At 47.7% G+C, this 15276-nt stretch carries 17 protein-coding genes; 3 read left to right on the forward strand and 14 right to left on the reverse strand.

Annotation, left to right across the window (positions count from 1 at the left end):
- Positions 1 to 65: 65 nt before the first annotated feature.
- Both QXT02_RS04965 and QXT02_RS04970 read right to left on the reverse strand, forming a co-directional pair.
- Positions 66 to 1217: an OBG GTPase family GTP-binding protein gene (locus QXT02_RS04965; RefSeq protein ID WP_342812287.1), complete on the reverse strand. Its 1152-nt coding sequence runs from the start codon at positions 1215 to 1217 to the stop codon at positions 66 to 68.
- Positions 1218 to 1614: 397 nt separating this feature from the next.
- Complete coding sequence (locus tag QXT02_RS04970) at positions 1615 to 2790, reverse strand: NAD(P)/FAD-dependent oxidoreductase (RefSeq protein WP_342812288.1); 1176 nt, start codon at positions 2788 to 2790, stop codon at positions 1615 to 1617.
- Between the two features lie 55 nt (positions 2791 to 2845).
- Between QXT02_RS04970 and QXT02_RS04975 the strand changes: the two genes are divergently transcribed.
- The 3 genes from QXT02_RS04975 to thiL are packed head-to-tail and all read left to right on the forward strand — an operon-like array spanning position 2846 to position 4584.
- Positions 2846 to 3223: a hypothetical protein gene (locus QXT02_RS04975; protein ID WP_342812289.1), complete on the forward strand. Its 378-nt coding sequence runs from the start codon at positions 2846 to 2848 to the stop codon at positions 3221 to 3223.
- Between the two features lie 11 nt (positions 3224 to 3234).
- Positions 3235 to 3591: a peptidyl-tRNA hydrolase Pth2 gene (gene pth2 / locus QXT02_RS04980; RefSeq protein ID WP_342812291.1), complete on the forward strand. Its 357-nt coding sequence runs from the start codon at positions 3235 to 3237 to the stop codon at positions 3589 to 3591.
- 9 nt (positions 3592 to 3600) lie between these two features.
- A complete protein-coding gene (thiL, locus tag QXT02_RS04985; RefSeq protein ID WP_342812292.1) occupies positions 3601 to 4584 on the forward strand; it encodes a thiamine-phosphate kinase in 984 nt (327 codons plus the stop codon).
- 3 nt (positions 4585 to 4587) lie between these two features.
- On the opposite strand, the gene gcvPB is transcribed toward thiL, so the two are convergent.
- The 12 genes from gcvPB to QXT02_RS05045 all read right to left on the reverse strand — a co-directional run bounded on the left by gcvPB (position 4588) and on the right by QXT02_RS05045 (position 15240).
- On the reverse strand, positions 4588 to 6090 hold the full coding sequence (gcvPB, locus tag QXT02_RS04990) for an aminomethyl-transferring glycine dehydrogenase subunit GcvPB (protein WP_342812294.1): 1503 nt from the start codon (positions 6088 to 6090) through the stop codon (positions 4588 to 4590).
- Positions 6059 to 7468 carry an aminomethyl-transferring glycine dehydrogenase subunit GcvPA gene (gene gcvPA, locus QXT02_RS04995; RefSeq protein ID WP_342812295.1) on the reverse strand — a complete coding sequence of 470 codons (1410 nt, stop codon included), beginning with the start codon at positions 7466 to 7468 and terminating at the stop codon, positions 6059 to 6061. The genes gcvPB and gcvPA overlap by 32 nt, the downstream gene beginning before the upstream one ends.
- 9 nt (positions 7469 to 7477) lie before the next feature.
- Positions 7478 to 7897, reverse strand: a complete 420-nt coding sequence (gene gcvH, locus QXT02_RS05000) for a glycine cleavage system protein GcvH (protein WP_342812297.1) — start codon at positions 7895 to 7897, stop codon at positions 7478 to 7480.
- 62 nt (positions 7898 to 7959) lie between these two features.
- Entirely contained in the window at positions 7960 to 8949 is a 990-nt protein-coding gene (locus tag QXT02_RS05005; protein ID WP_342812298.1) for a radical SAM protein, read from the reverse strand.
- A 52-nt stretch (positions 8950 to 9001) separates the two neighbouring features.
- A complete protein-coding gene (locus QXT02_RS05010) occupies positions 9002 to 9928 on the reverse strand; it encodes a radical SAM protein (RefSeq protein ID WP_342812300.1) in 927 nt (308 codons plus the stop codon).
- Positions 9910 to 10665 carry a lipoate--protein ligase family protein gene (locus QXT02_RS05015; RefSeq protein ID WP_342812302.1) on the reverse strand — a complete coding sequence of 252 codons (756 nt, stop codon included), beginning with the start codon at positions 10663 to 10665 and terminating at the stop codon, positions 9910 to 9912. Before QXT02_RS05015 ends, QXT02_RS05010 begins: the two co-directional genes overlap by 19 nt.
- Before the next feature lie 4 nt (positions 10666 to 10669).
- Entirely contained in the window at positions 10670 to 10948 is a 279-nt protein-coding gene (locus QXT02_RS05020) for a lipoate protein ligase C-terminal domain-containing protein (RefSeq protein ID WP_342812303.1), read from the reverse strand.
- Positions 10949 to 10960: 12 nt separating this feature from the next.
- Positions 10961 to 11740 (reverse strand): ABC transporter permease subunit, encoded by a 780-nt coding sequence (locus QXT02_RS05025; RefSeq protein WP_342812304.1) that lies wholly within the window; start codon positions 11738 to 11740, stop codon positions 10961 to 10963.
- Complete coding sequence (locus QXT02_RS05030; RefSeq protein WP_342812305.1) at positions 11730 to 12650, reverse strand: ABC transporter ATP-binding protein; 921 nt, start codon at positions 12648 to 12650, stop codon at positions 11730 to 11732. The genes QXT02_RS05025 and QXT02_RS05030 overlap by 11 nt, the downstream gene beginning before the upstream one ends.
- Positions 12651 to 12696: 46 nt before the next feature.
- Entirely contained in the window at positions 12697 to 13464 is a 768-nt protein-coding gene (locus QXT02_RS05035) for a TatD family hydrolase (RefSeq protein ID WP_342812306.1), read from the reverse strand.
- Between the two features lie 32 nt (positions 13465 to 13496).
- The gene (locus QXT02_RS05040; RefSeq protein WP_342812307.1) at positions 13497 to 13988 is read right to left on the reverse strand and encodes a macro domain-containing protein; all 492 of its coding nucleotides are present in this window, start codon (positions 13986 to 13988) and stop codon (positions 13497 to 13499) included.
- A gap of 199 nt (positions 13989 to 14187) precedes the next feature.
- Positions 14188 to 15240, reverse strand: coding sequence for a hypothetical protein (locus QXT02_RS05045; protein WP_342812309.1), 1053 nt, complete (start codon positions 15238 to 15240; stop codon positions 14188 to 14190).
- Positions 15241 to 15276: the final 36 nt, after the last annotated feature.

Genomic DNA, 15276 nt, shown 5'->3' on the forward strand with positions numbered 1-15276 from the left:
AGAGTTGCCGCTTTCAAAAGTTGTCTTACTGTATATATAATCCTTTACGAAAACGAACAAGACAATTAGATATGTAACTCGACGACGTCCCTGTCTTCCAGCACGTAGTCCCGCGTGACCTGTTGACCTGGGAATCTGGTCGAACCCCAAACCCGCGCGAACTTCAGCTCCTTGGCAAAATCCTTATGGACTGAGCGGGCCACGTCCATGACTGTGGAGCCCCGAGGCAAAACTAAAGGGCGTCCCGCTGGCTTCTCGTCTGGTTTCTTGGTGTAGACGCGAATCAAGTCGAGCTGCTGGTAAATCCTTCTCTTCAGGTCATCTGGTTTTTCGCCCGTATGCAGCACTTCAAGCAGCCCCCCGAACTCCCGCCTAATCACTTCCAACTTTTCGGCGGCGTTAGGTGTGTCAAATTTAGTCAACAAAATAAAGCCTCTAGGGTAAACATTCGACTCGGAAAGGGCTTCCTCAAAGTCCTCAGGGGTGATGGGTTCTTCAATCACAACGAAAGCATTGTGGATGCGGTGCTCCTGTAGAATTCGCTTTATTTCTACCTCCCCGCCCTCAACCAGTTTCGCCCCTTTTATTTCGATGCCACCACTGGAGCGTTTTTCGATGCTGACCTTTGGTGGCCTGCAATTCAGCTTGACGCCTACGGCCTCCAGCTCGTTAAGCAAAATTCTGATTTGGTTGACTGGTTCATCGGAAGCATCGACGACAAGCGCGATGGCGTCGGCGTTACGAGCCACGCTCAGTGGGCGAGCGCCGAGACCTCGACCATAGCTTGAACCCTCAACTATGGCGGGCACCTCGACTAACTGTACTTGCACGTCCTCAAACTGCATCATGCCTGGAACAGGACATCTAGTCGTGAACGGATAATCGGCAACCTCGACGCGAGCGCTGGTAAGGTCCCGCAGAATTTTTGACTTGCCTGAGTTTGGTAGGCCCACTAGAGCCACCTGCGCTGCTCCCTCCTTCTTAACTGAAAAGCTGGGCCCACCACCTCGACCAATTTTTTTCTCGCGCTTCTCTTCCAATTCCAACCGCAATTTTGCCAGACGGTGCTTAAGCGTCTTTAACAGCTTCTCCGAACCCTTATGCTTCGGCGCTACTCGGATCATTTCCTCTGTGGCTTTGATCTTTTCCTCCAGCGTTCTGGCCTGAAGATAGCGCTCCTCCGCTTTTTTATATTCGGGAGTAACATTGGCCGGCAAGATGATCAATGAAAATTTAATCTTTCATAGACAAAAATTTGCCGAAACGGTTTAAGCTAACTTTTACCTAAATATTGGAAGTCTAATTCCTAAACTGGAAATATCTCCATTTTGCAAAAAATCCTTAAATAAAAACAAACTCTAATCTTAACTTGGCGGGGATGGTAGCCCGCAGAAGAGGTCGAACCGGAGCCTACGGGCAACGGGGATCCGTGCAAAAACCCGGGCTAAAAACCGGGGAAGGGCGCGGATAATTCCTGTGGAAGAACAGGATGGGACAAACGCTGCGGGAAGAAGACCCTGACGAGAAAAAATGGCGAGCAAGCGAGGTGGTCGAGGTTCGCGAGCTCGTTAGGAGAGTATTGGAGGGGTCGAAATCCCCGCCGCTTTTTTTAGGTTAAGTGAGAAACTTGAAATATTTCAATGCTCTTCTAATCCCGATGGATTTCAAGAGTTCTGGCGCCTTTGCAACCAGCGCAATGATTAACTTTTCGTGATGGTCAAAATCAAAATTTTTCAACACCGTCTCTCTGACTTCCTCATCCATCAAAAAGGTGGATAAAAAATTAAGATCCTCATTTGACATCTGATCAAACAATTTCTTGATCTGGATGCCAACGCTGAACTCCGTGCCGAACTTTTTCATGACCGCTTCCTGGTAACACTCAAGTTCTTCCATTCTGCCGCTTTCGAGAGCGTTTATCACGGCCTCGGCCGCAAGTTTGGCACAGGACAAACCGATGTAAATGCCTCCGCCAGTGAGCGGCTTAACCTGCCCGGCGGCATCCCCAACTAGAAGCACCGCTCCCTTTTGAATCTTACGGGACATACATTTCGGGATCACACCCGTGCATCGGCTGAAGATAGTTTTACCAACCTTTTTGGAAGCTACTGGGTGCTCGGAAAGAAATTTTTTAAACAATCGAGTTGGATTGCCACTCTTAGCGCCTAGGCCCACTCTGGCAACCCTGCCGGCTTTAACCATCCAACTAAAGAATCCTGGTGAAAAATTGTTATCTAGATAAATTTCAGCGACGCCGTTATCTAGGTCCGCCTCCGCCTCTACCTGTGCACATTTGATGTACTCATTGCTGACCAAAAGACCTGACTTGCGAGCAACAACGGAAAGTGGACCATCAGCTCCAATCACAACCCGAGCTTTTAACTTATCCACATCTTGGGTTTTTACCATTGGCCCATCATTGAACGCAATATCAACACACCTTTTGTTCAAAACTAGGTCCGCGCCGGCCTTGACCGCGGCATCGGCTAGCGAACGGTCAAATTTCACCCGGTCTATCACCAACGCCTCAACTTTCCCTCTTGTCAATTCAATGGGGACATTAGAAGGGGGATAAATCTTGGCTCTTCTTAACTTGCCCAACACCCATTTTCCGGGTTTGATACCGAGCTCTCCAAGGCCACTCGCGCCCACTATGCCAGTACAGCAAGCGGGTTTGCCCACCTCGGAGTGCTCCTCGACTATCGCCACCCTGAGCCCGCGCGCTGCCAAGATTTTCCCGGCAAAACACCCCGCCGGCCCTGCGCCAACAATTAGGACGTCAGTTTCCATTTGGTTACCTCATCATTTTTTAGGTTACAATTAGATAACGCTAACGAGTGGTGCCATGCTGGAAGCGGTTGGTTATGTCATTCTTGGTGTTTTCTTGGTGCTGTTGCCCGGTTTCCTGTTTTCAATAGTGCTTTACCCAAAAAGGGAACACCTCGATTTCTGGTCCCGAGTGGGCACTAGCTTGGGTTTAGGCGCCATGATGGGGGCTTTATTGGGTTATGTAATCTCAATACCCGGTCTAAGCACCCTTTCACTCGAGTCTTTCACGCTGGCGACCTTGATAGTCTCCATCATCTTAGCAATTGCGGCCTTTCTGCGCGGAGGTTTTGACGTCCTCTCTTGGTATAAAAATCAAATTCTCTGCAGATTCCGTAAACCGAAAAAAGAAACAGACTTACAAAGCAGCATCCGTGGAGAGTCGACCACTGGTTGAAGGTGGCTTGGATGTTTAAGTATAAACAGGTGATCGTGGTGAGGATCGACATAGAAATGAGTCCTGGAAAGCTAGCCGCCCAAGTTGCCCACGGTTCGGTCGGGGCTGCCGAAGAAACCAGAAAAAAACACAGGGGATGGTTCCATAACTGGTTCTCTGAGGGGCAAAAGAAAGTTGTTGTGAAGGTGGGGGGTGAAAGTGAACTTCGAGAGCTAAAGAAAAAAGCCGACAAACTTGGCCTACCAAACATGCTTGTCGTGGACGCTGGACTGACGGAGCTTGCTCCTGGAACTGTCACCGCTCTAGGAATTGGACCAGCACCCAATGAAATTTTGGATCAGATCACAGGAAATCTTCCACTGCTTTAGGTGATTGGGGTGAAGCTCAAAGAAGTTGGCGAAAAGGTCCTCGTCGAAACCGCGAGGAAGACGTTCAGAAAGGGAAAATCAATCAGAATCGGCATAGGTGACGACGCGGCAGCCGTAGATTTGCCCGGTAAAAAATGCTTAGTGGTTACGACTGATATGCTGGTGGCTAGCACTCATTTTCCTGCGGGGATGAAACCTGAACAAATAGGGATAAAGTCCGTTGTGGTTAACCTCAGTGACTTGGCCTCAATGGGTGCCGAGCCGCTAGGCCTCGCTTTCTCCGTGGCTTTGCCCAGAGAACTCGAATTTGGATATGTTAAGAGAATTATGCGAGGAATGGAATCTGCGGCGAAAGAATATGGGACATACGTTGTGGGGGGTGATCTCGATGAAGCCGAAGAAATCACTATCGCCGGTTCGGCCTTTGGTCTTGCCGACAAAAACAAACTCCTCAGAAGATCGGGGGTAAGAAAAGGAGATATTTTGGCAGTTACGGGGGAGCTTGGTGCTGCCTCTGCCGGGCTAAAAATAATCATGGAAAAAATTCCTGCTAAGGGTTATGGGGAACTTGTAAAAGCACAGCTAGAGCCGAAGGCTCGGGTGATGGAAGGGATGGCGCTGGCCAGAAGTGGTCACGTCAAAGCAGCTATAGATGTGTCTGATGGTCTTGCCGCCAACCTCTGGCACTTGTCTAGGGAAAGTGGTGTCAAAATTATTATAGACAGAGAAAAAATACCAGTTCATCGTTTGGTCAAAAAATTCTCCGCACAATATGGTTATGATATCGACGAGTTCGCGCTTTATAGTGGTGAGGACTTTGAGTTGATCTTTGCAACCCAACCGAGATTCTGGGAAAGTGTTAAGTCCGCCCTCAAACGTACTGGAACAAAAGCCACACCAATTGGCATGGCGGTCGAAGGAAGCGGAGTGTTCATCAAAATTGGAGAAAAAATAGATGAACTGGAAGACAGGGGCTACGAACACTTTAAATAGGCATTACTCTTTCTTCAACTTTTGGTACATTTTCCAAGTCAAAATTGGCTCACGCGACGCCCTCGCCTCATCAAGCCTGCCAACCGCGGTTGCCACTGGTGCAGATTTAACCTTCTCAGGGTCTTCTCTCGACTCCCGAGCTATAATCCTCATCGCTTCTATGAACCTATCCAGCTCCTCTTTCGACTCAGTTTCGGTGGGCTCGACCATGAGGGCCTCTGGAACTATTGGGGGAAAATAGTATGTCGGGGGATGAACCCCAAAGTCGAGCAGCCGCTTGGCGACATCCTTGGCCGTTATCCCAGTCTCCTTCTTAAGCGGCTCGGCGCTGAGGACCACTTCGTGCTTGCAGGGGCCATCGTAATTAACTTTGAAACTTTTCCCGTCGTTGAGCTTCTTCATCAGATAATTGGCGTTCAGAACGGCTGTCTCGGCTGCTTCCTCCAAACCATCAGCACCCATGGAGAGTATATAGGCATAAGCTTTCACTAGCACCCCGAAATTACCGAAGAATGACTTTATTTTACCTATCGAGTGGGGGCGGTCATAGTTGAGCCAAAAACGTTCACGTTTCTCATCGTATTCAATCACTGGCACTGGCAGGAACCTCTCAAGCTTTTCGACAACACCTACAGGTCCAGCGCCCGGTCCGCCGCCGCCGTGGGGTGTAGAAAAAGTTTTGTGAAGATTTAAGTGGACTATGTCAAAACCCATGTCGCCGGGACGCGCCTTTCCGATGATTCCATTCAGGTTGGCGCCGTCATAGTATAGAAGGCCGCCGACATCGTGAACAACTTGGGCTATTTTTAGAATTTCGTCCTCAAAGAGGCCCAGGGTGTTCGGGTTTGTCATCATCAGTGCTGCAGTGTTTTCTGAGACCGCCGCTCGGAGCGCCTCTAGGTCAACCCTCCCGCGGCTGTTCGAGGGAACTACAATAACATTGAATCCTGCCATACCAGCGCTAGCAAAGTTGGTTCCGTGAGCAGAATCGGGCACGATGACTTCCTTCCTTTTTTCCCCCTTTGACTTAAAGTAGGCGCGAACAAGCAACAACCCCAAAAACTCACCATGTGCGCCTGCCGACGGCTGCAAACACATTCGAGACATGCCAGTTATCTCGCACAAAAAGTTCTCAAGACGATACATGATCTCCAAAGCCCCCTGGACCGTTTCCACATCCTGATCTGGATGAATGTTCGCCACCTCATCCAAGTCAGCCAGTTCTTCGTTTATCTTGGGGTTGTACTTCATCGTGCACGAGCCAAGCGGATAGAATCCCGTATCAACGCAGAAGTTCATTTGCGATAGCCTAGTGTAGTGCCTCACGATCTCGGGCTCAGATAGTTCCGGGATATCGATCGACTTTCGCAACAGTTTTTCCGGAATATTAAAATCGGGCGTGACCACATTCGGCAACAGGCTACCTTTGGCACTTTTTCTCCCCATCTCAAAAATCAACGGCTCTAAACCAGATTCACAGACCCAGCGAGCTTGGTGATAATTCATTTTTCTCCCCCATAATTTCTCGCACGGCTTCAGCAAAATCATCCAAATTCTTCTTGGAATGAAGTTCTGTAGTACAGATCAGAGCTGACTCACCCAGCTCCGGAAACTCTCTGGAGAGCGGTTTTCCACCTTGGATACCTCGTTTAAGCAACTCAACATTAAGCTGAACCACACTACCAACCGCACACTGAATGGTAAACTCATTAAAATGCGGCGATTTAAAAATCGGAACTTTTAATCCATCAATACCGCCCAAGCGCTTCATCAAATAGCTCGCATTGGACGCGCAGACTTCCGCGAGCTGACGCAGGCCCTTTGGCCCTAGCGTGGCCAAGTATACCGCCGCCGCCACCGCGCAGAGCGCCTCATTAGAACATATATTGGATGTGGCCTTCTCCCGTCTGATGTGCTGCTCACGTGTTTGAAGAACCATCGTGAATCCGCGGGCGCCACCTTCAACGGTCTTAGTCATGCCGATGAGGCGGCCAGGGAGCTGTCTCAACAACCTTTGTTCACCACGGCAGGCAAATATCCCAAGAGTAGGGCCGCCAAAAGAGACCGGATTCCCTAGAGGCTGTCCTTCCCCTATAACGATATCGGCCCCATAATCTCCGGGTGCTTTCAGCAGACCTAAAGAAATTGGATTAACACCGACCACAAATAGAGCGCCATTTTTGTGGGCTACTTCGGCAATCTCTTCCACCTGCGTCTCGATAAAGCCTAAATAACTTGGATTCTCCACATAAACTCCGGCCGTATTTTTGTCCACCATTTGATCAAGCTGATTCAAATCCACTTGGCCGCTTTCCGTGTTGTAGCCAACTTCCATTATTTCAAGGGACGGGCCCGCGGTATAGTTCGTAAGAACTGAAAGGCGATCTTTGGCGATAATCTTCGGAACAATGAACCTGCTCCTTCCTGTCACTCTGGCGCACATCAGAGCCGCCTCACCGAGTGAAGTTGCCCAGTCATACATCGAAGCATTAGCAACATCAAGCCCGACTAGCTCGGCAATTAAGCTCTGATACTCAAAAAGGGCTTGCAACATCCCTTGACTGGTCTCTGGTTGATAGGGCGTGTAAGAAGTTAAAAACTCAGAGCGCTTCACAATCTGACGAACATGAGCTGGAACATAATGGGGCCAGACCCCACCACCCAAGAAGGAAGGCATCTTGGTGAAAGGCTTATTTTTGGAAAGAAGTATCCTAACGTGATTTGCGACCTCCAGTTCTGACATCGCCAGAGGTAAGTTTAACTTTTTTTTCAACCTTACCTCCTGCGGAATATCTTTAAAAAGCTCACCAACATCTGACAGCCCAATCTCGCGAAGCATCTGTTCGCGAGTTTCCTTCGTATTTGGTATGAAAGGATGAACCATTTTCACCAGTTACTCGAGTTTTTTCAGATATTCGGAATAAGCTTTGGCATCCATGAGCAACTTAAGCTCCTCATTAAGCGCGCTAGGAACGATGGTGCAAATCCAACCCTCATCATAAGGGCTGGTGTTAATCAATTCAGGGCGTTCTTGAAGGACTGTGTTCACCTCTTTGACTTTGCCGCTAATGGGGGCGTAGACCGTTGAGACGGCCTTTACTGACTCAACCGCGCCCAGTTCCATGTCGCGGCTCTTCGGTTCTCCAATTTGCTTGACCTGTCTACCAACCACGGGTAGCTCAACATAAACCACATCCCCGAGTTTGTCCTGAGCGTAATCGGAGACGCCAACCCGAACCTGTCCATTTTCCACTTTTAACCATTCATGCTCTTTGCTGTAGTAAAGTCCTTCACGAACCTCATGTTCTGACATTCAAACATCACCTCAACTGCTAAATTTTGCGCGCTTTACTTAAATGTTTGGGGTCGACAGAATTACAGCGGCTCAGATTTTAACAATTTTTTAATTTCCTCGATATCTCTTCGGCTTGGTTTTCGAGGATAGTTGTAAATTGGGCCGCGAGGGGACTCGTTATAAAAAGGGCGATTGCATCCGGCGCAGCCTGAAGTAACAAAAGGATCACCGGACTCTATAATTTTTCCAAGCAATTCGTTATCCACGCCAAAATTTGAGATGCGGCCTTCTTCAAAATTCATGTTCTCCACCCTGCTAAGGTCATTAGCTATCAGAAACCTGGCCAGCTGAAGCCTGCGATAACTAGCGACATCAGGCCGGGGGCGCTTGGAGAAAGGAGTTCCCGGAATGGGGGTAAAGGCAAAAAGAGCCACCGTGATACCGTTATCATGGAAAAATTGGAAAGCCTGGGCCATTTCCTCCTCCGTCTCCCCCAAACCAGCGATCAAATGGGTTGAAACTCTGTCACCAAAGACCGCCTTGGCGTTTCTCAGTGCTTCCATATGACCCTTCCAAGAATATTCAGAACCCTTGACATTTCTGAAGATCTCTTCAGTTGCGGCATCAAAAGCCAAGCCAACCCTCTCCACTCCAACGCTGGCCAATTTTTTCAAGTCTTCAAGCATAAGTGGCTGACAAGAGACTGACACTGGCAGGTCACAGACCTCCCTTAGGCGTGCAACCAGTTCACAGATTACCTCAACCACGCCGGAAAAATTGACCGCCTGAATACAAACCCTTTTGAATTTTTCTGAATTTTTTTTCAACGCGGCTAAAACCGATTCTAGGTCAAACTTAGGCCAGAGGACACGCGACAACATCTCCAAGTCTGCCGTACTCTCGCGTGCTTGCGGGCAGAACCTACAATTACCACGGCACCTGCCCTCAAAATAAGTGAGAAAGTGTGCTGTTGTTGGGGCCTCCACCAATCTACCTCGCCATAGCTCAAGTAACACCCCGGTGCCAAAAGCCACCCTCACCTTGGTCAAGCCTTGCTGACGTTCATGCATGGAGTCGCGCCACCTTCAACTAATTCAATCTGTAAAATATTAACAGTTAGGATCATGATTGAACCACGTCATCCGGAACTGAACAGCAGGCGTGTAGTCTTTTAACTACCATTCCCATTTTCCGAGCCGCTTCAAGAGTTCGTTCGTCGGGTAGCTCGATCCTGTCCACGCCCGATTGAAGTGCGGCGAGTTCCAGCTCATGACGGTTGTGAAAACGAGGTCGCACGCAGCCCAGCGCGATATCAATTCCTGGGAACATCAACCTCGCTTCAATAGCCACTTTTTTGAAAACTTCTACCGAGGGTGGAGCCAGCTTTTCGAAGACAGTTCCAGATGTCGGCGACAGGACGAGTAAAACTAGTAGAGATGGTTTCGCCTCTGAAGCCAACTCCAGAGCTCTGAACTCACCTAACAATTTGCCGAAATGCAACCCGACGCAGATGTGCGGTACCACATAAGATATATGCTTAGTCAGGGAACTCAACGAGCTCCGATAATCCTTAACTGTTTTTTGAAGACCAAGAACCGACTTAATTGTGCTGTCATCACCGACTAAATCAAAATCAGCCAAGTCGACGCCCGCACGACCCATTTCCTTGGCAAGCCACTCTGGAACTAATCCTGTGTGAGCGCTGATGAAGAGAGTGGTTTGCTCCTTTATCTTTTCTATAGTGTCTAAAAAAGGCTCAAACGGAACATAACCCTCGACATTAAAACCACCACTGAGAAGAACCCCCACCGCGCCCTTCGAAGAGAGTTCAAGACATTTTTCATACAGAGTGGCCGGTGTGGTGCACGAAATCATGCTTTTCAGATAATGGCGGCCGCAGTGTTTACAGCTTAACGCGCAATCTCCACCAGTGATGGATATGGTGGTAAACGCTGGATGGGGATAACAGGCTAGAAGTTCACGGCGATGCTTCAGTTTTACGGATAAAGCTTTTCCATTTTTGAACGACATTAACGTTTCCTCAGCCATTCTTGTGAAGCATATTTGGGTCGAAGTTCAGCGGCGAGATCCAACTCGGCTTTTTCCATTTCTTCCTCCGACAGCTCAACATTCAGGGCAGTTTCAAAACCCTCTGTCATCACTTTCCTAACCTGCTCAAAACTTGGTCTCTTACCCAACTCGCGTTCCACTGTGGTCACTCTCTCAAAAACGGAGGAAATGAACTTATCCGATATCTTCTCCGGACTTACCTTGAGGAGCTCAAACATTAACCTGATATCTGGGGAGATCAAAATTGTTCCATGCTGGAGAACCGACCCCCATCGCCTCGTCTGGGCACTTCCAGAGATCTTTCTACCGTTCACTTGGACATCATTAATGGGCCTGAATTCGGCTCTAAGCCCCAAATTTTCCAAACCTCGGACAATCCCGCCACAAATTACCTTGTAAGATTCAATAATGTCGCGAGGCAAATCATCCCCCCTGCAGACCACGCTATAAGTCAGCTCCCCGTGATAATCATGAAAAACTGCACCGCCCCCAGTAATTCTTCTGACCACATCAACCCCATGTCGCCTAGCCGCTTCCAAGTCGACCTCACGTTCCAAGCTCTGAAAACAGCCCAGAGAAACTGCGGATGGATACCAGCGCCAAAATCGAACCGTATTGGGTGCTTTTCCCTCCGAGTTGAGCCGCAGTAGGGCCTCGTCAATTGCCATGCTCGTGAAAGCATCATCCACCCGTAAAGGCAGTAATCTCCATCTCATCAAATCAACTCCTCACAGCTCTCAAAATTGCTTCCACCCAGTGCTCAGGACCAATCAACGGAGTCGATACCCCGGTTTTTTGATAAAAATTTTTAATTACCGACATCAAACTGCTAAATTCTGCTTTGATTCCTAAAAGACTTTTTTCAAGATGCTCCAGTGCCTCTTCAGGATAAATGAAAAAATCGCCGCTTAACGAGATCTTGGAGATGGTATTATCATCTGAAAGCGAGAGTTCGACCTTTATGACGCCCTTGGGTGCTTTGAACTCGGAGTACTTCAACCAATCACCTTTCTATTTCCATTTAGTTAGAATTTCCTCTCTACGGAATGTCATCTTGCTCAGATAATAGAGACCCAAATCGGCAAAAATCAAAAGCGCCGCGAATATAGCCAGCTCAACCCAGTTTAGTCTCAGAAATCCACCCAAAAACAGGAAGTAAAATCCTAATACAGGTATCGTGGTAACTCCACTGAGCTGCGTCGCGGCACGGACATCATTCACTTTGGAGGAAATAAACACAGAAACCGAAACTGAAAGAACCGCTATCAGAGGGCAGTAGATGAAAAGAACAACCAATGAAAGTAGATTTGGCAACAGCGGATATCCAAAGAGCGGAAAGGTTAGAAGGTCAACCAAAACAACCATACCGGCAAAAGAGGCGAAGGTGACCCCTACTGCTGGAAGAAAAGCCCCAAGCGCCTTGCCCAGCAAGAGCTCAGAATCTGTCGTCGGTGTTGCTAGGAGTGGTTCGAGCTGCCGGTTAATTTTTTCACCGACAAAAGTATAGGAGGCTATCACTGAAGGTACAAACGCGGGAATGAACATAAAAAATAAGCTCAACATTGAAACTAAACCCATTATCGTCGCTTGTTTCAGATCATATCCTGGCGTGGCAAACGGCGGCAGCTCTCCGGATAAATCCGCCGAGCTTAAAATTGGTAAAATAGACGCGATAGGTACTACGACTGCAAAGATAAGAGGCATGACCACCAAACCGTATAGAACATACTTGTATCTTCTCACGCTGGCCATGTCCTTCTTGGCGATCTCCCAAACCCGGTCAAACCTCATCTTTGCCCACCATCTTCAGATAGACCTCTTCCAGACCAGGCACACCTCGAGTTACGTAAATGACTTTTCCGCCATTTTTCACTATCGCTTCCACCACCTTTGGGTTAACTGTTTCGGGATCTCTTGACTGGACGAACAGTTTGTCGCCGGAGACGTCGACTTTTAGCACCCCTTTAACTCTTTTTACTGCATTCACTACCTTTGCTCCTAAATTTTTAAGCTGGATTTCAGTTTTGCCGGAGCCAAATTCTCTCTGAAGCTGGGCTGGTGAACCCAAGGTTATCAACTTGGTATTGATTATCGCCACCCGGTCGCAGATTCTCTCTGCCTCATAGAGATTATGCGTGCAGATGAATATGGTTCTCTTCTCGTGTTTCAGCTCCAAGATGAAATCCCTGACTATTTTGGCAGAATCCGGTGCCAGTGCTGCTGTTGGCTCATCCAAAAAGAGCACCTTTGGCTCATGAACCATCGATCTGGCTATGGCAATCTTCTGTTGCATACCCTTAGAAAAGGTGCCGACGGGATCATTCTTGCGTTCCCAAAGGCCCATCATCTTCAGAAAACGTTCAATATTTTCCTCACGCTTCTTCTTCGGAACACCGTAAAGTTTAGCATAAAAATCGAGGTTGCGATACGCGCTGAGTTCCCCATAAAGTCCAGGTGATTCGGGGAGGAGGCCAACCATCTCTCTGATTTTCATGGCATCTCGGCCAACCTCATAATCACCGATAAAGGCCCGGCCGCTGGTTGGCCTAATTAAACAACACAACATCCGAACAGTCGTGGTCTTGCCCGCACCATTGGGGCCCAAAAGTCCAAATATCTCGCCCTCCTTGACCTCAAAAGTGAGGTTATCCACTGCCGTCAGTCCATTGAACTTTCTAGTAAGTCCCTCCAGCCGAATCATAACTAAACCGTAACATCGTCTACCTGTGTTAGTAATAAAACATTACTCAGAACTTCAGAATTTTTTTGGCATTAAAGTAGGTGACCTTTTCCACATCTGCTTTACTTGTACCTGCCTCGCTCAGAGCCCGGGCAACTTTCGGTAGCGTTAGCGGATCCGATGGTTGATTGCTTAGATCGCTGTTTATCAAGACGCCCTCCACGCCAGCTGAAGCGACAATTGAAACCACATCTTTTTCGGTCATCTTTCCCGGCTGAACGGTTATCCCTGCGTTGGCGTTAAGCTCTCTTACACGGGCAACCAAGTCTGCCGTCAGATGATCGATGATAACTTTTGTCATGTCCACTTTTTGCCCCTTGATCAATTTCAGTAATCTATCAAATATCTGGGCCTTATTTTGTCTGGGTGTGTGGAATATCATTGGCAAATCATAAGTTTTTGCTAGACTAATTTGCCTTAACAGGACCTTTTCTTCTTCATTGCTGGCTGTTTCCAATCCAACTTCCCCCAAAGCCAAAGCTTTTCCGGAATCAAAAAGCGAGGAGATGTGGTCCAACACCTCACGAACACCAGTTGATGGTATGGATCTCGGATGGATACCCACAGCCACCAACGCTGAAATCCCACATTTCTTCAAGCGCTCTGGCTCTAATTCAGTCAGCCATCGATGCAAGTCAACCAGCGTGCTTGGCCCGATAGGTTTTACTGGAAAATATGAACAAACGACCACGCCCTCAATGCCTGCTGCTGACATGGTCTCGATATCTTGGAAGCTTCTTAGATAAATGTGGGTGTGGGAATCGACGAAACGCATAGAATCCACTCAATTAGGTTCTTAGACCTTTATCAAACCTTCCCAAGTTTAGATCTTTTCCAAGCCTCAACCATTTCTTTGTCAATGTCACAGAGGATGATTCTTTTTAAGGATTTAGCCTTGGACTTGAACTCAGCTATCGCCCGCATCATGGCTTCCGCAGCATCTTTAGTGGAAACACCTCCAACACCGGTGCCCATTCCAGGAATAACCAGATCTCTAGCACCAACTTCATCGGCACAAAGCAGGGCCGCCTTTGTTGCCCGATAAACTTTTTCTGCTGTGGTTGGCATCGCCGGACGCTCCATGGTCGGCGCATGAATCACCCATTTGGAATTAAGCTTACCAGCGCCAGTAGCTACGGCCTTGCCAACGGGGACTGGAGCATATTTCATCGCTTCCATTTCGATCTCAGCGCCACCGGCCCTTTTAATCGCCCCAGCGGCTCCACCTCCCATCAAAAGCAAGCTGTTCGCGGGATTGCATATGGCATCCACTTTCTGTTTGGTAATGTCCCCTTCCAAAATCTCAATTAGTAGGTTGTTCAACATCACTACTTGTGTAGAATTTCTTTCTAATTAAAATCATTTTGAAAAAAATGAAAAAACCTGCGGAGTGCGTCGATTTAATTTTTCACGAATAAATTGTGGTGCTCTTTTGGGAAATAATTGATTGATTTCTTGACTGAGGGTTCGGGTTTTCGAAAAGCATTGTTAAAAAAAATCAGTAATGGTTGCTGAAAGAAATTGGTATTCGCTGGCACTCTCTGAAGAAAGCCAGCGCCTCCTCTTTGGTGAAGCCAGCTCTACACTTTATCTTGCCAAAATGCAAATGAACCAAATAAGTTTTTTCCAGAGCTTTACGGGTAGAAATGAAATAACTTGAAACTGTGGATTTTAATTTTAAGATTTGAAGCATGTATTTCTGCTGAATCTTGGCGTGAGCCAAGCTAACAACCAAAAATGTACCCAGCCCCAAGCCTAGAACAGACAACTCTTCTGAAAACCAAATTTTGAAACCAACCGTTCCTGTCTGCGGAGCAGTTTCCAAAACTGCTTGCTGTTGCTGAGAAATCTCTGCATCTTCATGGGTGGACAAATCGTTTGTTTGCTCAGCTTGGTCGCTATCCGTCCCCTGAACTAGAGCATCGGCCGTGTCTGGGGAACTCTCGAAATCAACTTGATTTTCTGATGGTTGTTCATAGATATCCGTTTTCGATTCCAGCTCTAAAACATTTTGTGAGTCTTGAGTTTGGTAATCTGTGCTGCCAACTGGCTGTTCCTCTTCCGGCTGGCTGAGTGGCTGTTCCTCTTCCGAATAATCACCGTTACTGTCATTTAACTGGTCCAGCCCATCATCAGTTTGCGGCTGATCCTGAACATTGTCCTCTTGAGAAACAGGGTCTGAAAGAAAAACATTTTCTAACTGTTCAGAACCATTGTCCGGTTGATTAGCGTTATCAAACAAATCCCCAATATCGTTGTCAGATTCATCTGGAAAATCCTGCTCCAAATTGTTATCGATTATATTATCAATAGGTGTAACATTCTCTACACCGTTATTATCCCCATCATTTTTCTTGTCCTTCTTTTCCTTGGCCAAATTGTCGTCTTTTTTATCGTTGCCGTGATCTCTCTTCGAACTATCTGAATCTTTGGCGGCGGAAGCCATTGGAGCGAAAACTAAGGCAATGACCAAAATTAACGCTATCGCTAAGAAGAGTGGCTTTTTCCAATTTGAACATCCGCTCCGCATCATCCGCATTACCTCAACCAAAACAAACACTTGCGCCCTTTTTAAGGGAAAAAACAA

This window comes from Hadarchaeum sp. (SeqCode) (genome assembly GCF_038871235.1).
Lineage (GTDB): Archaea > Hadarchaeota > Hadarchaeia > Hadarchaeales > Hadarchaeaceae > Hadarchaeum.